The sequence below is a fragment of the Neorhizobium fuzhouense genome, from assembly GCF_042611105.1.
Lineage (GTDB): Bacteria > Pseudomonadota > Alphaproteobacteria > Rhizobiales > Rhizobiaceae > Neorhizobium > Neorhizobium galegae_A.
Window position 1 is genome coordinate 61,026 of record NZ_JBHFFP010000006.1, and the last position, 18,779, is coordinate 79,804.

Annotated in this window: 22 protein-coding genes; 7 read left to right on the forward strand and 15 right to left on the reverse strand. The window is 62.4% G+C overall.

Annotated elements, in window-relative coordinates; genetic code table 11:
* Positions 1-13: 13 nt before the first annotated feature.
* From dapE to ACEXP3_RS12445, 3 genes are read left to right on the forward strand one after another with little or no spacing between them, the layout of a single operon-like run.
* Positions 14-1,207 (forward strand): succinyl-diaminopimelate desuccinylase, encoded by a 1,194-nt coding sequence (gene dapE, locus ACEXP3_RS12435; protein ID WP_377297542.1) that lies wholly within the window; start codon positions 14-16, stop codon positions 1,205-1,207.
* Positions 1,194-1,814 (forward strand): hypothetical protein, encoded by a 621-nt coding sequence (locus ACEXP3_RS12440; protein ID WP_377297543.1) that lies wholly within the window; start codon positions 1,194-1,196, stop codon positions 1,812-1,814. The genes dapE and ACEXP3_RS12440 overlap by 14 nt, the downstream gene beginning before the upstream one ends.
* Positions 1,815-1,855: 41 nt before the next feature.
* On the forward strand, positions 1,856-2,452 hold the full coding sequence (locus tag ACEXP3_RS12445; RefSeq protein WP_377297544.1) for a hypothetical protein: 597 nt from the start codon (positions 1,856-1,858) through the stop codon (positions 2,450-2,452).
* On the opposite strand, the gene truA is transcribed toward ACEXP3_RS12445, so the two are convergent.
* The 5 genes from truA to def form a co-directional block, all read right to left on the reverse strand.
* Entirely contained in the window at positions 2,399-3,208 is an 810-nt protein-coding gene (gene truA / locus ACEXP3_RS12450; protein ID WP_377297545.1) for a tRNA pseudouridine(38-40) synthase TruA, read from the reverse strand. The two genes, ACEXP3_RS12445 and truA, sit on opposite strands and share 54 nt — an antisense overlap.
* Positions 3,208-4,143 (reverse strand): methionyl-tRNA formyltransferase, encoded by a 936-nt coding sequence (gene fmt / locus ACEXP3_RS12455; protein ID WP_377297546.1) that lies wholly within the window; start codon positions 4,141-4,143, stop codon positions 3,208-3,210. The genes truA and fmt overlap by 1 nt, the downstream gene beginning before the upstream one ends.
* A 17-nt stretch (positions 4,144-4,160) precedes the next feature.
* Entirely contained in the window at positions 4,161-4,580 is a 420-nt protein-coding gene (locus ACEXP3_RS12460) for a type II toxin-antitoxin system VapC family toxin (RefSeq protein ID WP_377297547.1), read from the reverse strand.
* Positions 4,577-4,867: a FitA-like ribbon-helix-helix domain-containing protein gene (locus ACEXP3_RS12465; protein WP_377297548.1), complete on the reverse strand. Its 291-nt coding sequence runs from the start codon at positions 4,865-4,867 to the stop codon at positions 4,577-4,579. Before ACEXP3_RS12465 ends, ACEXP3_RS12460 begins: the two co-directional genes overlap by 4 nt.
* A 61-nt stretch (positions 4,868-4,928) precedes the next feature.
* Entirely contained in the window at positions 4,929-5,444 is a 516-nt protein-coding gene (def, locus tag ACEXP3_RS12470; protein WP_377297550.1) for a peptide deformylase, read from the reverse strand.
* A 123-nt stretch (positions 5,445-5,567) separates the two neighbouring features.
* On the opposite strand from def, the gene ACEXP3_RS12475 reads away from it, so the two are divergent.
* The 4 genes from ACEXP3_RS12475 to ACEXP3_RS12490 all read left to right on the forward strand — a co-directional run bounded on the left by ACEXP3_RS12475 (position 5,568) and on the right by ACEXP3_RS12490 (position 8,595).
* Entirely contained in the window at positions 5,568-6,761 is a 1,194-nt protein-coding gene (locus tag ACEXP3_RS12475) for a DNA recombination protein RmuC (protein WP_377297551.1), read from the forward strand.
* Between the two features lie 75 nt (positions 6,762-6,836).
* Positions 6,837-7,736 (forward strand): ribokinase, encoded by a 900-nt coding sequence (locus tag ACEXP3_RS12480; protein WP_377297552.1) that lies wholly within the window; start codon positions 6,837-6,839, stop codon positions 7,734-7,736.
* 130 nt (positions 7,737-7,866) lie between these two features.
* A complete protein-coding gene (locus ACEXP3_RS12485; protein WP_210103713.1) occupies positions 7,867-8,295 on the forward strand; it encodes an Hsp20 family protein in 429 nt (142 codons plus the stop codon).
* 42 nt (positions 8,296-8,337) lie between these two features.
* Positions 8,338-8,595, forward strand: a complete 258-nt coding sequence (locus ACEXP3_RS12490) for a BQ00720 family protein (protein WP_210103714.1) — start codon at positions 8,338-8,340, stop codon at positions 8,593-8,595.
* Positions 8,596-8,670: 75 nt separating this feature from the next.
* Here ACEXP3_RS12490 and trmB read toward each other — a convergent pair whose 3' ends face one another.
* From trmB to ACEXP3_RS12540, 10 genes are all read right to left on the reverse strand, one after another.
* Positions 8,671-9,369 (reverse strand): tRNA (guanosine(46)-N7)-methyltransferase TrmB, encoded by a 699-nt coding sequence (gene trmB, locus ACEXP3_RS12495; RefSeq protein WP_377297553.1) that lies wholly within the window; start codon positions 9,367-9,369, stop codon positions 8,671-8,673.
* Between the two features lie 13 nt (positions 9,370-9,382).
* Entirely contained in the window at positions 9,383-10,621 is a 1,239-nt protein-coding gene (gene metK, locus ACEXP3_RS12500; RefSeq protein WP_377297554.1) for a methionine adenosyltransferase, read from the reverse strand.
* A 189-nt stretch (positions 10,622-10,810) separates the two neighbouring features.
* On the reverse strand, positions 10,811-11,230 hold the full coding sequence (locus ACEXP3_RS12505; RefSeq protein ID WP_210103717.1) for a helix-turn-helix domain-containing protein: 420 nt from the start codon (positions 11,228-11,230) through the stop codon (positions 10,811-10,813).
* A 149-nt stretch (positions 11,231-11,379) separates the two neighbouring features.
* A complete protein-coding gene (gene lnt / locus ACEXP3_RS12510) occupies positions 11,380-12,975 on the reverse strand; it encodes an apolipoprotein N-acyltransferase (RefSeq protein WP_377297555.1) in 1,596 nt (531 codons plus the stop codon).
* 258 nt (positions 12,976-13,233) lie between these two features.
* Positions 13,234-14,436: a hemolysin family protein gene (locus tag ACEXP3_RS12515; RefSeq protein ID WP_377297556.1), complete on the reverse strand. Its 1,203-nt coding sequence runs from the start codon at positions 14,434-14,436 to the stop codon at positions 13,234-13,236.
* A 10-nt stretch (positions 14,437-14,446) separates the two neighbouring features.
* The gene (ybeY, locus tag ACEXP3_RS12520) at positions 14,447-14,956 is read right to left on the reverse strand and encodes an rRNA maturation RNase YbeY (protein WP_377297557.1); all 510 of its coding nucleotides are present in this window, start codon (positions 14,954-14,956) and stop codon (positions 14,447-14,449) included.
* Between the two features lie 17 nt (positions 14,957-14,973).
* Entirely contained in the window at positions 14,974-16,029 is a 1,056-nt protein-coding gene (locus ACEXP3_RS12525; protein WP_210103721.1) for a PhoH family protein, read from the reverse strand.
* 33 nt (positions 16,030-16,062) lie between these two features.
* Positions 16,063-17,490: a tRNA (N6-isopentenyl adenosine(37)-C2)-methylthiotransferase MiaB gene (gene miaB, locus ACEXP3_RS12530; RefSeq protein WP_377297558.1), complete on the reverse strand. Its 1,428-nt coding sequence runs from the start codon at positions 17,488-17,490 to the stop codon at positions 16,063-16,065.
* Between the two features lie 47 nt (positions 17,491-17,537).
* Entirely contained in the window at positions 17,538-18,332 is a 795-nt protein-coding gene (gene olsA / locus ACEXP3_RS12535; RefSeq protein ID WP_377297559.1) for a lyso-ornithine lipid O-acyltransferase, read from the reverse strand.
* Positions 18,329-18,757 carry a Fur family transcriptional regulator gene (locus ACEXP3_RS12540; protein ID WP_210103724.1) on the reverse strand — a complete coding sequence of 143 codons (429 nt, stop codon included), beginning with the start codon at positions 18,755-18,757 and terminating at the stop codon, positions 18,329-18,331. Before ACEXP3_RS12540 ends, olsA begins: the two co-directional genes overlap by 4 nt.
* Positions 18,758-18,779 lie beyond the last annotated feature (22 nt).

Consider the following 18,779-nt stretch of genomic DNA (forward strand, 5'->3'; position numbering starts at 1 on the left):
GAAAGCCTATTTGATGTCTGCCACCGATCCCGTCGAAAACCTCGGCACTCTCATCCGCTGCCCGTCGGTCACACCGGCGGAAGGCGGCGCGCTGTCGGCGCTTCAGGCCATGCTGGAACCCCTCGGCTTTTCAGTCGAGCGGGTGACGGCCACGGAGGCGGGAACGCCGGACATCGAAAACCTCTATGCACGCCTGGGAACGTCCGGCCCGCACCTGATGTTTGCCGGCCATACCGACGTGGTGCCGGTCGGCGATGCGGGTGCCTGGAGCCATCCGCCCTTTGCCGCCGAAATCGCCGGCGGCGAACTGTTCGGCCGTGGTGCCGTCGACATGAAGGGCGGCATCGCCTGCTTCATCGCAGCCGTTGCCCGCCATATCGAAAAGCATGGGGCGCCTGAGGGCTCGATCTCCTTCCTGATCACCGGCGACGAGGAAGGCCCGGCGATCAACGGCACGGTGAAACTCCTGGAATGGGCCGCCGCAAAGGGCGAGCGCTGGGATGCCTGCCTGGTTGGCGAACCGACCAATCCGGACCGCCTCGGCGACATGATCAAGATCGGCCGCCGCGGCTCGATCTCCGGCTTCGTCACCGTGCATGGCGTGCAGGGCCATGTGGCCTATCCGCACCTCGCCGACAATCCGCTGCGGGCGGCAACGGCCATGATGCAGGCGCTGATGAACCCGCCGCTCGATGCGGGCACCGAGAATTTTCCGCCGTCGAACCTTGAAGTCACCGGCATCGATACGGGCAATACGGCCACCAATGTCATTCCGGCAAAGGTCAAATTTGCCTTTAACGTGCGCTTCAACGATCTGTGGAGCGTGGAGAGCCTGCAGGCGGAATTGCTTGCCCGTCTCGAAAAGGCCTGCGCCGACGAGAGCCTGAGGCCCGGGCGCACGGCGATGCGCTATGAGATCACCTGGTCAGAGCGCCCGAGCCATGTTTTTCTCACCCGCAACGATGCGCTCGTCTCATCGCTTTCCGGCGCCGTCGAAAGCGTAACCGGCCAGACGCCCACACTGTCGACCACCGGCGGCACCTCGGATGCGCGCTTCATCAAGGATTATTGCCCGGTGGTGGAATTCGGCCTTGTCGGCCAGACCATGCACATGGTGGACGAGCGCGTGGCCGTGGCGGATCTCGAAACGCTGACAAACATCTACGGCGTGTTCATCGAGCGCTGGTTCGCGCATGCTGTCCTTTAGCCAGCTGAAGCGGCATCTGGCCGGCCTGCTGCTGCTGGTGCGGGGCGATGCCCGTGGGCTGTCGGTGTTTGATATTTCAGACGAAGGGCTCGCACGCTCCTTCAGCGCCTATCTCTGGACGCTTCCGGTCATCGCTTTCTATGGCATCGGCAGCTGGCTGGTGGAACGTGGAGGGACGCCGGGTCTTGGCCACCCTGTAGCGGCACTGGACGGCAGCCTTTCCTTCGCCTTGAAATTCCTGCTCAACGAGGCAGCCGGCATCGTTTTGCCGATCCTCGTGTTGTCGCTTGCCTCGCCGCTTCTCACCGTCCGGGTTCTCTTGCGCACGCTGATCGTCACATGGAACTGGTCGGCACTCGTCTATCTGCCGCTCGTCCATCTGGTGGCCGCACCCTTCTTTCTCATGAACCTGCAGACCTGGAACCTTGCAAGCCTGGCGGTCGTCGTGCTGGCGCTGATCGGCGTGGGCGTCGCCTTGTTTGCGCTTCAATGGCACCTTCTGACAACCGTCGTTGGCGGCGACAGCCGGATCCGGCTGCTGATCCTGCTGATCCTTTTGCTATCGCCTCTGGCCATGTTGCCGCTTCGCACCCATTTGTCGTCCTGACATCCCCCGCCTCCCCGTCTCAACCGATACGAGATCCCCCTTTGCCTCCCTTCGATGAAATCAAGCTCTACCTCTTCGGTCTCTGGCTGCTGATCAAGGGCAACCGAGCGGGCTTCAAGTATCTCGACCTGAGCGACCGCGGCATGATGCGCTCCTTCTGGGCCATCATCTGGTGCCTGCCGGCCATCGGCCTGTCATGGTTCTGGTGGCGTCTTGCCTATCAGCAGGGGCTTCCACCCAGCCAATCGATCGGCGGCATCTTCTTCCTGCGCATGGCCATGCTGGAGGCGGCCAACTGGCTGTTTCCGCTGGTTCTGGCCGGCATCCTTGCGCTGATGCTTGGCATCGGCCGCTACTTTCCGGCCATCGTCTTCGTCACCAACTGGCTGTCGGTGCCGTTTTCCTATCTGTATGGCGTGCTGAGCCTGCTGCTGATTGCCGTGCCCGGCCTGACTGGCCTGATTGCGCTGGTCTGGCTTGGCGCCATCATCGCGCTCATCGTGGCACTCAGCCGGATCTTCCGCATGCTGCTCGGCGATCAGCGGCTGATGATCGCCACCCTCACCATGGTGCTGATCGTACCCTCACTCCTCCTCTCGGACGTTCTGGAGCGGTTTCTCGACGTCTATCCGGGCTGAACCGGCCCCGTCCGGGTAATCCACCTGCATGAAATAAAGTCCGTCCGGCGGGGCAACCGGCCCGCAGGCCGCGCGGTCGCGGGCTTCGAGCGCCGCGCGCACATCCGCAACCGTCATCTTGCCCTCGCCCGCCATTTTCAGCGTGCCGGCAAAGGAGCGGATCTGGTTGTGCAGGAAACTCTGCGCAGACGCCCGGATCTCGATCAGATCGCCGGAGCGCGTCACGTCCAGCCGGTCGAGCGTGCGCACCGGACTGGCCGCCTGGCAGTGGACGGACCGGAACGTCGTGAAATCATGGTGGCCGACCAGCGTCTGGGCCGCCGCGTGCATGAGCGTATGATCGAGATCCTTCGACACCCACCAGGCGCGTTTCGCCTCGACCGCCAGCGGCGCGCGGCGGGAAATGATGCGGTAGAGGTAATGCCGGCGCAGCGCCGAAAAGCGCGCGTCAAAGCCGTCTTCCACCCGGTCGACGTCAATGACCGCCACCTTTTCGCCTGCCATCATCAGATGGGCATTCAGCGCATTGCGCAGCTTGTAAGGCTGCCAGTCGCGCGACAGATCGGTGTGGACGACCTGGCCGAGCGCATGGACGCCGGAATCGGTGCGGCCAGCGCCGCGCACCACGACGGTCTCCTGCGTCAGCGACAGAACCGCCTTTTCGAGCGCTGCCTGCACCGAATGGCCATTCTCCTGCCGCTGCCAGCCGACATAGGGCGTGCCGTCATATTCGACGGTCATCTTGAAGCGCGGCATCAGGCAATCCTTGAACCGGCGGGAAGCGGCGTGCCGCGCAGGAAATCGACTGACGCAAGCGGCTTGCCGCCGGCCTTCTGCAGCCGCGTCAGACGCACCGCGCCTTCCCCGCAGGCGACCGTCAGCGCGTCATCCAGCAGAACGCCCGGCTCGCCCTGCCCGTCGGCCCTCTCGCTGGAAAGCACCTTCACCCGCTCCGTCCGTCCATGGATCTCCACCTCGAACCAGGCACCGGGAAACGGCGACAGACCGCGGATATGGTCATGAACCTCACGGGCGCTCCGTGAGAAATCGATGCGCGTCTCGCCCTTGTCGATCTTTGCGGCGTAAAGCACGCCCTCGTCAGCCTGCGGCACCAGAGGCAGGTTGCCGGCCTCCAGCCGCGCCATGGCCTCGACCATGGCTTCCGCACCGACCTGCATCAGCTGGTCATGCAATTCTCCAGCCGTGATGTTTTCGCCGATCTCCACTTCGCGCGTGAGGGCGACGGGCCCGGTATCGAGCCCCTTTTCCATCTGCATCACCATCATGCCGCTCTTCTGGTCGCCCGCCATGATCGCCCGCTGGATCGGGGCAGCCCCGCGCCAGCGCGGCAGAAGCGAGGCATGGCCATTATAGCAGCCGAGCCGCGCGCCCTCTAGCACCGCCACCGGCAACAGCAACCCATAGGCGACAACGACAGCGACATCCGCGCCAAAGGCGGCAAACCGGTCACGCTCGTCCTGCTCCTTGAAATTCAGCGGCGTCAGAACCTTAATGCCGAGCCCTTCGGCGGCCTGATGCACCGGCGATTTCTGCACATCGAGCCCGCGCCGGCCGCCCGGCCGCGGCGGCTGCGTGTAGACCACCACGATCTCGTGACCCGCCTCTGCCAGCGCCTTGAGCGTGGCCACGGAAAATTCGGGCGTTCCCATGAAGATGATGCGAAGTGCCATTTGCGCGGTCCTGTTCGTCAGGCCCCTTCAAACGGGTTCACGAGACGAAGATCAAGCCCTTCGAAGTCTTTTGTGTTGCGCGTGGCAAGGCTCGCCCCGTGAACGAGACAGATGGCTGCGATCATGGCGTCCTGCACGCTTATCGGCCGGCCCAGCGCATCACGTCGTGCGCGCACCTCGCCACCCCTCAAACAGGTATCGAGAGTGAGTGAGAGGATCTTGTCCTGAAAGAGCTTCAGGATTTCGACAAGGCGCTCCTGATATCGCCGGGAGCCGGTTCTGCGAAAGAAACTCTCCGCACCATAGGCCTGCTCCATCACCACGATGTCGCAGAGATAAAGATCAGCAGGCTCGACAGCGTCCATCCACGCATGAACTTGCGGGTCGATCCGGATCTTGTTCAGTTCGGAAAGGATGTTCGTGTCGAGAACGATCATTCCGCATCATCGGGCAGACGACCGAAATCAGACTTCCGCTTGGCCTCGATCCCCTCCATGATCTCAGCGTAGAGATCTGCTTCGTCCTGGTTGTCAGCCTTCAGGATCTTCCGAAGGGACAATAGACGCGAGCGCGCATCCGCTTCCCGCGGTCGGCCCAAACCGCCCAGCTCCTCTCCCAGAATAGCGGCGACCTCTTCCGACACACTTCGTCCTGAGCGCTCGGCGCGCTCGGCAAGGCTTTGCCGGATGGCATCAGGGATATTGCGTATCAGTAGATCACCCATCGGCCATCCTCCTTGATATCCCGGACATCATAAGCGGCGATGAGGTACGCTTTCAAGCGCCTCAGACAGCCTTGCCTTTCGCTGCCTTGGTGAATTTCTTGATCACCATCTCGCGCTTCAGCCGGGAGATATGGTCGATGAACAGCACGCCGTTCAGGTGGTCGATCTCGTGCTGCAGGCAGGTGGCAAGCAGGCCGTCGGCTTCCAGCACATGCTCCTTGCCGTCACGGCCGACATGGGTGACGGTGACCGCGGCCGGGCGCTCCACTTCCGCATAGTAGTCCGGGATCGACAGGCAGCCTTCCTCGTAGACCGACGCGTCATCCGAGAATTTGACGATCTGCGGGTTGATGATGACGAGCGGCGTCTTCTCCTCGCCTTCGCGGGCAAGATCGATCACCAGAATGCGGCGGGCCACGCCGATCTGGATGCCGGCAAGGCCGATGCCGGGCGCTTCGTACATGGTCTCCAGCATGTCGTCGGCAAGTTTCAGCACGTCGGCGTCCACGCGCTCGATCGGCTGCGAAACCTGACGCAGGAGGGGGTCGGGAAGGATGATGAGGGGCTTGATCGTCATGAAATCCCCATAGCCCATCTTTTGGATCGATGAAACAGCCCAAACCACCGGTTTTTGCGCTCAAATCACAAATGTTCCCGTTTTGATCTTCCAGAAATCGCGGATCTCCGGTAGGCTTGCCCCATGCAGAACCGGAATTTTCCCCTTTTCGACCAGATCCTCCTTTCGCTTCAGGGAACCAGCGGCCTTGTCGTGGTCGCGGGTCTTGTGCTTGCGCTGCTGCTGGTGCTTGTGATGCGCCGCTCGTCCCGACACGACGCGGAGCAGGCGGAGGAACGGTTTGCTGATCTGATGCGCGCGCAGATGGAGATGCAGGGCCGCGTTTCGGCCATGGCCGAGGCTCTCGCAAGCCGGCAGGCAGAGCTGAACCGGGGGATCAATCAGCGGCTGGATGGCATGACGCACCGGCTGGGCTCGACCATTGCCGAGCAGACGAAATCCACCCATGACAACCTGCGCAAGCTGCAGGAGCGGCTGGCGGTAATCGATGCGGCGCAGAACAACATCCAGACGCTGGCCAAGGACGTCGTCGGCCTTCAGGCGATCCTCTCCAACAAGCAGACGCGCGGCGCCTTCGGGCAAGGCCGCATGGAGGCGATTATTGCCGATGCCCTGCCGCAAGGGGCCTATGCCTTCCAGCCGACGCTCTCCAACGGCATGCGCCCCGATTGCACTATCGCCATGCCGAACGGTGCACCGCCCCTCGTCGTCGACGCCAAATTTCCGCTGGAAGCTTGGCACGCCCTTCGCGATTCGACCCAGCCGGAGGCGCGCAAGCAGGCAGGGGCGCAGTTTCGCCGGGATCTCGAAACCCATATCCGCGACATTGCCGAAAAATACCTGATCGCGGGCGAAACGCAGGATACGGCCTTCCTCTTCGTGCCGTCCGAATCGATCTTTGCCGAGATCCATGAGCATTTCGAGGCGGTGGTGCAAAAGGCGCAGCGCGCCCGCCTCGTCATCGTCTCACCGTCGCTGCTGATGCTCTCCATCCAGGTCATCCAGGCGGTGCTGAAGGACCAGCGCATGCGCGAACAGGCGCATCTGATCCAGGGCGAGGTGGCGCTTCTGATGGAAGATCTTCTGCGGCTGGATGAACGGACGCGCAAACTGCAGAGCCATTTCCTTGCGGCCCAGAAGGATGTCGAGCAGATTCTTACCTCTTCCGACAAGCTGACGCGCCGAGGTGCCCGCATCGGCGCGCTCGATCTGGAACCGCCGCCTGCAAGTCTACCGCCATCGGAAACGCCGGCACGGGAGCGGAGTGTCGACAGCCGGACAGGCCTGTTGAAGCTGAGGGTGGTTGACGAGGATTGACCTCCTCGGGCAGTGTCCGGCGCGCATCTTTCGCACATCGCTTATCGGACACCTCAACAGCATAGGCCGCCTGTCATGATCACCGTCTTCGGCTCCGTCAACATGGACCTCATCGCCACCACGGCGCGTCTGCCAGAGCCGGGGGAAACGGTTGCCGGCACAAGCTTTGCAACGGCCGCCGGCGGCAAGGGCGCAAACCAGGCGCTGGCGGCCGCACGCGCCGGAAGTTCCGTGCGCATGGTGGCGGCCGTCGGCCAGGATGAATTTGCCGCACCGGCCCTTGCCCTGCTGAAGGACGCCGGCACCGACCTCTCCGCCGTAAGCCCCGTCCCCGGCCCGACCGGCACAGCGCTGATTCTGGTCGGCGGCGATGGCGAAAACATGATTGCCGTCGTTCCGGGCGCCAATGGTACGCTCGATGCAGACGATGGCGCTGCCGCTGTCGCCGGCATGGCAGACGGCGACATCCTGATGCTGCAGATGGAAATCCCCGCCGACGCGGTCGAAAAGGCCATGGTCGAGGCAAAGAGCCGCGCAATCCGCACGCTGTTCAACACCGCGCCGCTGACGCCCGATGCCATCCGGCTGGCGGGCCTTGCCACGATTGTCGTTGCCAATGAAACCGAGTTCGAACTGCTGATCGGCAAGAGCGGCCTTGACGCGGAAAGCCGCCTTGCGGAAATGCAGGCGCTGCATGCCAAGACCGGGCAGACGCTGGTGGTGACGCTCGGCGGCGACGGTGTCGTCGCCCTGCATGATGGACAGGTTCTGCGCGCCAAAGGCCTCGTCATCGACCCTGTCGATACGGTGGGCGCCGGCGACACGTTCTGCGGCTATCTGGCGGCAAGCCTCGACCAGGGACTTTCCTTCGAGGCGGCGCTTCGCCGTGCAGCCGTTGCCGGTTCGCTCGCCTGCCTGAAGCCCGGCGCGCAGCCGGCCATTCCGCTGTTTTCCGACGTGGATGCCAGGGTCTGACAGGCAACCAGCCGCGCTGCCTGTCAGGGGCGGCGCGGCTTGCGCTCAAGCGCAAGACTTCCCATATGAGGGCCATCAGACGCATGCCTTTCAGGGTGCGCAAAAGTCGCTTGATCCCAAGGACTGGACAATGAGCCGCATGACACCGTTCACCAGCCCGCTGCTGCTGGGCTTCGACACCATGGAAAAGACCCTGGAACGCCTGGCCAAGGCGAATGACGGTTATCCTCCCTATAACATCGAGCGCATGGCGCCGGATGCGGCGGGAGAGCCGGAGCGGCTGCGCATCACGCTTGCCGTCGCCGGGTTCTCGCAGGATGATCTCGACGTCAGTGTCGAGGAAAACCAGCTCGTCATCCGCGGCCGCCAGAGCGAAACGGGCGAACGCGATTACCTTTATCGCGGCATTGCCGCACGCCAGTTCCAGCGAATGTTCGTGCTGGCCGATGGCATGCAGGTATCCGGCGCACGGCTGACCAACGGGCTCCTGAGCGTCGATCTCATTCGTCCCGAGCCGGAACGCATGGTGCGAAAAATTAACATTTCCGTCTCAAAGTAACGTCGTGGCAGCAATGCCTGACATTTCGAGACGGAGGCTCACATGCTCCTCAAAAACGCGACCGCAAGCCTGACAGAATCCGAACTGGCCCACCTCGGTTCCGGGGAAGTCGGCTATATCCGCAAGATCCGCTCGGAAGATGTTTCCCGCTGCTTTCCCGAAGCGCCGCAGATCGACCCGACGCTCGATCTCTGGGCGTTGTTCGGCGCCGATGGCACGCCGATCCTGCTCACCGACAACCGCTCCAGCACATTTTTCAAGGCTGCCGAAGACGATCTGAAGACCGTAAGCCTTCACTGAGGGTCTTTCTCTTCCCGCCGCGCACCCTGCCGAAGCGACAACAGACGCCCGGCACGCGACAGCTCAAAAATTCAATCAGACACGGGTGAAGGTGAGATAGGCGGATGACCGACCTTCGCGGCGGGCCTTTGCCTCGTAACGTGTGCTCGGCCAGTTGGCGTAAGGCGTCAGCCAGTCCGCCGGCTCCTCGGCTGTCCACTGAAAGCCACCATGGGCGGCGCAATGGGAGAGCGTCCAGTTGACATAGGTATCGATGTCGGAGGCAAAGCAGAACACGCCGCCGGGCTTCAGCACCCGGTGAAAGCGCGCCAGATTGACGGCCGATACGAACCGCCGCTTCCAGTGCTTCTTCTTCGGCCAGGGATCAGGATAGAGAAGATCGATATGGTCGATCGAGGCCTCCGGCAGCCAGTCCAGCAGCGCCGTCGCATCATCCTCATAGACCCGGATATTTTTCAGGCCCAGTTCTTCCACGCGTGCCAGAAGCTTTGCCATGGAATTGATGAAGGGCTCGACGCCGATAAAGCCGACATTGGGATTTTCAACGGCCCGGTGGACGAGATGCTCGCCGCCGCCGAAGCCGATTTCCAGACGAATGGATGTGACCGGCTGCGGAAACAGCGAGGCGATGGTCTCTGGCGCAGGCTGCGCCAGATCCACTTTCAGCGCCGGCAGGACCGAGGCCATCAGGTCGGCCTGGCGTTCCCGCAATGGCTTTCCCTTGCGCCGCCCGAAAAAGGCCTCGGTGGCTCGCGAACGGCGCTCGGATTCCATCAGTCTGACGTCCTCAGTTCTTCAAGGCTTCCTTCAGCGGCTTGACGAGATCGAGCTTCTCCCAGGAGAAGGACCCGTCGCGACCGGCCTTGCGGCCGAAATGACCGTAGGAAGAGGTCTTGGCATAAATCGGCTTGTTGAGGTCGAGGTGACGGCGGATGCCGGAGGGTGACAGGTCCATCACCTTGCGGATTGCCGCTTCGACCTGATCCTCGGTTACCTTGCCGGTGCCATGCAGGTCAACATAGATCGACAGCGGCTGCGCGATGCCGATGGCATAGGAGATCTGGATCGTGCATTTTTCCGCAAGACCGGCGGCCACGACGTTCTTGGCGAGGTAACGCGCCGCATAGGCAGCCGAACGGTCCACTTTCGTGGTGTCCTTGCCGGAAAACGCGCCGCCGCCGTGGGGGGCAGCGCCACCATAGGTGTCCACGATGATCTTGCGGCCGGTGAGGCCCGCATCGCCATCCGGGCCGCCGATGACGAATTTACCGGTCGGGTTGATGTACCAGGCGCAATCCTCGGCGATCTGCAGGTCGCCCAGCGCTTCGCGGATGTAAGGCTCCACAACCTCACGCACCTTCTTGCTGTCCCAGCTTTCGTCGAGATGCTGGGTGGAGAGCACGATGGAGACGGCCTCATAGGGCTTGCCATCGACATAACGCACCGTCACCTGGCTCTTGGCGTCCGGTCCGAGCTTGCCGACATCGCCTTCACCCGTCTTGCGGGCCGCCGAAAGCAGCTGCAGGATGCGGTGCGAATAATAGATCGGGGCCGGCATCAGGTCCGGCGTTTCGTTGCAGGCGTAACCGAACATGATGCCCTGGTCGCCGGCGCCTTCATTGCCCTGCTGGTCGGCGGCATTGTCGACGCCCTGTGCGATATGCGCCGACTGCGAGTGCAGGAGCACATCGATCTTGGCCGTCTTCCAGTGGAAGCCGTCCTGTTCGTAGCCGATGTCCTTGATGGCGCGCCGCGCCGCCGTCTTGAACTTGGCCGGGTTGATCACCTCGTTGCCGTTCTTGTCGGTCTTCATCAGGCTCGGCGGCAGACGGACTTCGCCGGCAATCACCACGCGGTTGGTGGTGGCAAGCGTCTCGCAGGCGATGCGAACCGTCCACGGGTCAACGCCCGTCTTGGCGGCTTCCCGGTAGACCAGATCGACGATTTCATCGGAAATGCGATCGCATACCTTGTCGGGGTGACCTTCGGCAACGGATTCGCTGGTGAACAGATAATTGGCGCGCATGCTGGGATTCCCCTCAAGAACAAACCGCTGAATGTCGTAGTCAGTTCGCCATTCAAAAACAAGGACAGAACCACATAAATATATCTTTATACGACAACGAAAGGTTTATGCCGGCGCTTTTGGAGCGATTTTGGACAAAAAAAAGCGGCCGATCAGGCCGCTTTTCCGGGGATATGCGATGGGAAGCGCTTATTCGACGTCAGCCTCGGCGGCCAGCGCCTTGACCAGATCGACCAGCTTGCGGCGAACCTTGGGGTCGGAAATCTTCACGAAGGCGCGGTTGAGCTGCAGGCCTTCGGAGGACGACAGGAAGTCGACGACGTAATTGGAGCTGGATGCCTCAGCCATGCCGGATGGGCCGGTCGCATGGTCGCCAGGCGCGTCCTCGAAGAAGAACGAGACCGGCACATTCAGGATGCTGGAAATGTTCTGCAGCCGGCTGGCGCCGACACGGTTGGTACCCTTTTCGTACTTCTGGATCTGCTGGAAGGTGATGCCCAGGCTCTCGCCCAGCTTTTCCTGGCTCATGCCCAGCATGGTACGGCGAAGCCTGATTCGGCTCCCGACATGGATATCAATCGGGTTCGGCTTCTTCTTGTTTTCAATCATCGTCAATGTCCTAGGTTGCTCTTCAATCCCCATAACCCGCATTACGTGCAAACTTATGTTTCTACTAAAACAATCGCTGCCCAGGCGATACACGGAAACATAGGATCCAACGAAAGGCTGCAACACTATGCAATTTTAGGGGTTTCTGGTCAATTGAGATGGTTTTTTAAACCCATGCGCGAAACAGCTGCAATCAACGCCATAGAGAGGATCAACAACCAGAAGTGCGTTTCCCGCGTGTAGTTGTCCCAAGCAGGGACGGAAGCACCACTCAAAGTGGAGTCGATCACGCCTTTTTGATCAAAGTCAAGCGCATTTCCTACCTCGCCAGTGGCATTTATGATTGCGGAAATGCCGTTATTGGCTCCGCGAATCAGCGGAAGGCCGGTTTCCACCGCCCGCAACCGCGCCTGCAGGAAGTGCTGGTAGGGCCCGGGTGTATTGCCGAACCAGGCATCATTGGTGATGTTGAGAAGCGCGGATGCACGCGCAACTTCCGCGCCGATCTCGCCCGGAAAGATCGCCTCGTAGCAGATGAGCGGATAGAAGGACTGCCCGCTCGGCAGCGTGATCAGCGACCGGCTGGCGCCGGCGGTAAAGCCGCCCGGCATCTCGACAATATTGCTGATGCCGAGCCTGTCCCAGAAACTCTGGAACGGCAGATATTCACCAAACGGCGTCAGGTGCACCTTGTCGGAGGCGGCAATGATCTCGCCCTGGCTGTCGATGGCATAAACGGAATTGTAGTAGCGCGTCGGCTCGCCGGGGGCTGCCTCTTCGGCGCGCACCACGCCCGCCAGCAGCACCTGCCCGTCCTGCAGCATGCCGGCAATGCGGGTGAGAGCCCCCGGATTCTGGGTCAGGATGAAGGGGACCGAGGTTTCCGGCCAGACGATGACATCCGGTCTGCGGGCGCCCGGCTTTGGCGGCAGCGCCGACAGCGCCAGATGTTCCTCGAACACCGCCAGACGGTCGGTGTTGTCCATCTTGCGGGCCTGGTCGATCACCGGCTGGACGATCCGCACGGAAAGAGGCGGCTGGCTCGACGGAATGGCGGCGACGACATGCATGCGATAGACGCCGTATCCGACATGGGCCGCAATCAGGGCCGCCGCGATGACAAGGCCGCCGGCCGCACCCTTGCGCGTTGCAATCAGCGCCGGCGCGCCGGCCACGAACACGGCCAGCAGCGTGACGCCAAAAATGCCGATCGCCTGCGCCGACTGCATCATGACCGGCACCGGCATCATGCCATACCCGATCGCATTCCAGGGAAAACCGGTAAACAGAAAGCTGCGCAGCCATTCGGCAAGGGCAAAGCCCACGCTAAGAGCCGCCAGACGCCCGAACCCGTCCGACCACAGAAGGCTCGCGATCAGCGTCGCGCATCCGTAAAACACCGCAAGCACCGCCGGCAGGCCGAAAATTGCCAGCGGAAGCGCCCAGGCAAATTCGTCCGCATCCACCAGCAGCGCATTGCCGAGCCACCAGAGGCCGGCGACGAAATAGCCAAAGCCGAACAGCCAGCCGAGAGAAAACGCCGCGCGAAAACGCCCGAGCCGCCCCGCTTCCGGGACGGTTGCGGTGCCATCCATCAGCCAGACAAGCAGGGTAAAGGAAACAAAGAGCGAGGCGACAAAGGAGACGGGCGGCATGGAAAGCGCCGCAACAGCGCCGGCCAAGATCGCAAGACCCGCTCGACGCCACCCCCATAGAAGCATGACACTGCCGGCGAAACGCTCCATGGACATCCTTTCCGATCTCTTAAGGACGCGCAGGCAACCGGCTGTGCGGGGCCACGCCTGACGGGCTTGATACGCATGTGACTGAAGCAACGCCTACAACATCACGGCCGAAACCGGAAACGCTTTGCAGGCAAACTGAGGCGGATCAAAGGAAGGCGCGGCTGGCCGTGGAAGGAGGCGACGGGCGGCCGCATGGGCCTGACTTGCCGCAGGCGCGCCGCACGCGACGGCGCCCTTCGGCAGAGTACCCTTCCCGGATCAGCCTTCGGGCCGCTCGACACCATCCTGCGGCGGGTTGGGGGCTGCCGACACAGGTGCTGAATCCACCGGCGTCTCGGCCGCGCCCAGTGCTGCCTCGGATGCGGAGGCATCCCCCTTCAGCTGGCGCCGGCGCGCAACGACATGGCGCTTGCGCATGATGCGTACCCGCTTGATGCGGCGCGGATCGGCATCGAGAATCTGGAACTCGAAGCCCGGCACCGCCTGCACCAGCTCGCCGCGCACCGGAATGCGGCCAAGCGCCGAAAAGATCAGACCGCCCAGCGTATCGACATCTTCCAGCTGATCGCGCACGTCGAAATCCGGGCCGATGGCCTCGGCAATTTCTTCCAGTTCGACGCGGGCATCGGCGATGAACACATCCTCGCTGGTGCGCGAGAACAAAGCCTCGTCGTCATCGTGCTCGTCCTCGACATCGCCAATCACCATTTCGACGATATCCTCGTGGCTGACGAGACCGTCAGTGCCGCCGTATTCGTCGATGACAAGCGCCATCTGCGTGCGCGCCGCCTGCATGCTCTGCAACAGGTCGGACGCCAGCATGGAGGGGGGCACGAAGAGGATCTGGCGGATGAGGCCGGCATCGGCAACCGTCTTCATCAGGTCGACGCGGCCAAGATCAAAGGCAGGACGCGGGGTACGCACCGTCTTTTCCTTCAGCACGGCACCGGAGGCACCGTCCACCTGCACCGCCTTTTGCGGCGCGCTGCGGCGCTTGTTGCGCGCTTGCTTGGCGAGATAGGACAGAAGGTCGCGAATGTGCACGAAGCCGCGCGGATCATCCAGCGTATCGCTATAGACGGGCATGCGCGAGCGACCGGTTTCCTCGAAATGGATCATCAGCTCGCCGAGCGTCATGGTCATGTCGACGGCCTCGATATCGGCGCGCGGCACCATGATGTCTTCGACACGCACTTCCCGGAATCGCAGGATATTGTGCAGCATCGCCCGTTCTTCGGGCGAAAAGGCACTGCTGACGGAGGTATCGGTCATCAGGGCGTCGGCGAGGTCTTCGCGCAACCTTTCGCCCTGGGCTGGCCGCAGCAGGCGGATCGCCCGCGCCCAGAAGGTGCTGTGCGAGCGGCCGTGGTGTTCGCGTCGTAACGGACTGCCACCCTCTTCGGAGGAGGACTGCTCGGATTCGGTGCCGCCGTGCGCGGCCTGAGTCGAAATCTCGTTCATGGTTCCAGTGTTATACCAGCGGATCCTGTCCCGCATAGGGATCAGATAGGCCAAGGGTGGCCAAAATACGAGTCTCCAGCGCTTCCATTTTTTCCGCCTCGTCCACCTTGATGTGGTCGTAGCCGAAAAGATGCAGGAAACCGTGCACCATCAGATGCGTCAGATGATCGTCGAAAGACTTGTCCAGATCAACCGCCTCGCGCTCGACAGTTTCGCGCGCAATGACGATATCGCCCAGCATGGGGCCGGGCATCTTGCCGGGCGTCACCGGAAAGGCGGGGAAGGACAGGACATTGGTCGGCTTGTCCTGATCGCGCCACTGCGCATTGATCTCGCGGACCGCCGCATCGTCGGTAAACACCAGCGAAAGCTCTGCCGGATGCGGCTGGAAAGGCTGCTTTTCTTCGCGTGCCAGGTAATCGGCGGCCGCGTGGATCACCCGCTCGGCCATCGTGGCGAGCGTCTCTTCATCGGGCCAGCGTTCGTCCTCGACGCTGATCTGTATGTCTAGCTCTGGCATGGGATTGAAGGCCGACTTCAGCGGCTCTCGTGCTCGCTTTCTTCATGAACGGCATATTGCGCGTCATAGGCCTGGACGATGCGACCGACCAGCGGGTGGCGCACGATATCGGTATCCTTGAAGCGCACGACGGAGATGCCCTCGACGCCGCTCAAGAGCTGCAGCGCTTCCACAAGGCCAGATTTGACGCCGCGCGGCAAATCCACCTGGCTCGGGTCGCCGGTCACGATCATGCGGGCATTTTCGCCAAGTCGCGTCAGAAACATCTTCATCTGCATCGATGTCGTGTTCTGCGCCTCGTCGAGGATGACGGCGGCATTGGCAAGTGTGCGCCCGCGCATGAAGGCCAGAGGCGCGATTTCGATGACGCCGGCGGTGATTGCCCGCTCCACCTTGTCGCCGGGGATCATGTCGTACAGCGCGTCGTAAAGCGGGCGCAGATAGGGATCGACCTTTTCCTTCATGTCACCGGGCAGGAAGCCGAGCCGTTCGCCCGCTTCCACCGCCGGACGCGACAGGATGATCCGGTCGACGGCACCGCGCTCCAGCAGCTGGGCGGCATGGGCAACGGCCAGATACGTCTTGCCGGTGCCGGCAGGGCCAACCCCAAAGACCAGTTCCGACCGTTCCAGCGCCCGCATATAGGCATCCTGCGTCGGGGTGCGGGCCGCCACCGTCTTCTTGCGGGTGGAGATCTGCGCCATCGACAGCTTGGCCTTGCGTTCGAGCGTCGGCAGGATCAGCTGGTCGTCTGCGGCAACTGCCATGCGGATTGCACCTTCCACGTCGGAGGTTTCGACAGAGGCACCCTTCTGCAGGCGCTCGTAGAGGAAATCGAGGGCGCGTCGCGCCTGGTTGGTCGCCAGAAGCTCGCCGGAAATGCTGACCGAGTTGCCCCGCGCCCGCGCATCGATATGCAGGCGCTCCTCAAGGAGCTTCAGGTTCTGGTCGAATTGGCCGAAGAGTTCGCTGGCCAGCCTGTTGTTCTCGAACGTCAAGACGAAGTGATTGGCATCGATCGCGGCGGTGCGGGTGTTGCGCGAGGGTGAGGAAACCAATTCCTGTCTGTTCAAGTAGCAAGGCTCCTATAAGCGGCTTTGAACCATTTAACGCTCGATCCTCTCGGCAAACAAGCTGTTTGGTCCCGTGCCCGTGATTCGTACCTGGATAATGTCACCGATTTGCGATGTTTTTGCATCAACATTCACAGACTGCAGCCAGGGCGAGCGACCGATCAGCTGGTCGGGCATCCGGCCGGGTTTTTCCAGAAGCAGGTCGATGGTCTTGCCCACGCAACCCTCTGCAAAGGCGTGCTGCTGCTTGAGAAGCAGCGCCTGCAACCGTTCGAGCCGTTCGGCCTTCACCGCATCGTCCACCTGAGAACCGAGATCGGCACCCGGAGTTCCGGGCCGCGTCGAATATTTGAACGAAAAGGCCTGGGCATATTCGACGGTTTCGACCAGCCGCAGCGTGTCTTCGAAATCCGCATCCGTTTCGCCGGGAAAACCAACGATAAAATCGCCCGACAGCGCGATGTCAGGACGCGCGGTGCGGATGCGCTCGATGAGGCGCAGGTAATCGGCAGCTGTATGGCGACGGTTCATCGCCTTCAGGATACGGTCGGATCCCGCCTGCACCGGCAGATGCAGATAGGGCATCAGGGCGCGCAGGTTCTGATGCGCCTCGATCAGCCGGTCATCCATGTCGCGCGGATGGCTCGTCGTATAGCGAAGCCGCGCAAGACCGGGAATCTCGGCCAGCCGATAGAGAAGATCGCCAAGCCCCCAGGCGGCGCCGTCCGGACCCGTGCCATGCCAGGCGTTGACGTTCTGGCCAAGCAGCGTCACCTCGCGCACGCCCGCATCCACAAGGCGCTTTGCTTCGTCGAGGATCTGGGACAGCGGCCGCGAGACTTCCGAGCCACGCGTATAAGGCACCACGCAGAAGGTGCAGAACTTGTCGCAGCCTTCCTGCACGGTCAAAAAGGCGGTCACGCCGCGCGAACGGATCGCGGCGCGCTCGGCGCCCGGCAGATGCTCGAACTTGTCTTCGACCGCATAGTCCGTCTCGATGACGCGCTCGCCGGCGCGCGCGCGCTTCAGCGCCTGCGGCAGCCGGTGATAGGTCTGCGGACCGATCACCACATCGACGGCAGGCGCCCGGCGCAGGATTTCCTCGCCTTCCGCCTGCGCGACGCAACCGGCCACGCCGATCATCATCTCGCGGCCGTTGGCATTGCGCTCCTTCTTCATGTCACGCAGCCGGCCAAGCGCCGAATAGACCTTGTCGGCGGCCTTTTCGCGGATGTGGCAGGTGTTCAAAAGAACGAGATCGGCATCCTCCACCGTCTCTGTGGTCACATATCCTTCGCTCGCCAGAGCATCGCCCATGCGCATGGAATCGTACACGTTCATCTGGCACCCGTAGGTCTTGATGAACACTTTTCGCGCATTGCCCACAGGGCTTGCCTGCGGGATGGCGATGTCGCCGCCGGAGGGCGTGGCGGCTGGAAGGGTGGCTGTCAGGTCGGTCATGGCCGCCTCTTTACTGCAAGACGGCCTGAATTAGAAGGGCTTCGTGCTCACCGGCTGCGCGGATAAAGCCGGTCGCGCAGCAGGGAGCGCAACCGGTCCACCACCGTCGCGCCTGCCACCTTACGATTGGTCTCGGCGCGAAACTCCACCACCTCGCCGAAATCCACATCCACTTCCATGGCTTCCGCCTTCAGGACGCCCATCAGATGCGGCACAAGTTCGACATCGCCGGGCCAGGCGGCAATCGGGCGATGATAGCGGCCCATCGGCATGCCATAAATGCCCGTATAGGCAATCGAAACGGGCTGCACATAAACGACACCCTCCGGCGCCGACGCAACCGCGGCAGAGGCTGCGCCGAACAGCGAGGACTTCACCTCCAGAAGCCGGTTGCCATCCGATGTCGTTCCTTCGGGAAACAGAACGATGATTTCCCGCGCGGCCAGTCTCGCGGCGATCTCGTTTACCTGCTCGCCCGCCTTGCGTTTCTGTTCGCGCACCACGAAGACCGATTTCTGCAGCTTTGCCAGCCAGCCGAACACCGGCCAGTCGGCCACCTCGGCTTTCGCGACAAACACCACATCGGCAATCGCGCCGAGCACGAGAATGTCCTTCCAGGACGCGTGATTGGCGGCCAGCATCAGCGGCCGGCGGCTTTCAAGGCTGCCATGCTGGCGAATGCGGATGCCGAGCAGGTAACAGGCCGCCCGATGCCAGACGCGCGGCAGGCGGCGGCGCAGCATCCAGTCGAATCGGAGGGCCAGAAGCTGCACCGGCAAAAGAACAAGCGTCAGCGCCGTAAGGAGCAGGAAGACCAGCCCGATCCGCAGCCAGTTGATCACGGATCGTCCTTGTCGAGCGGAATGCCGTATAGCTCAAGCCGGTGGCCGACGAGGCGAAAGCCGTGTTCGCGGGCAATGCGCTCCTGCAGCGCCTCGATCTCGGCGGAGCGGAACTCCACCACCTCGCCGGTCTTCACGTCGATCATGTGGTCGTGATGTTCTTCCGGCACGGTTTCATAACGCGAGCGGCCATCGCGAAAATCGTGCTTCTCGATGATGCCGGCATCCTCGAACAGTTTGACCGTGCGATAGACCGTGGAAATGGAGATGCGCGAATCGACCTTGGTGGCGCGGCGGTAAAGCTCCTCCACATCGGGATGGTCATCGCTGTCCTGCAGGATGCGCGCAATCACGCGGCGCTGATCGGTCATGCGCATGCCACGCTCGGCGCACAGCTCCTCCAGGGATTTGGAAAGGTCTGTCATGTCGTCACGGCCTTGCATCGCA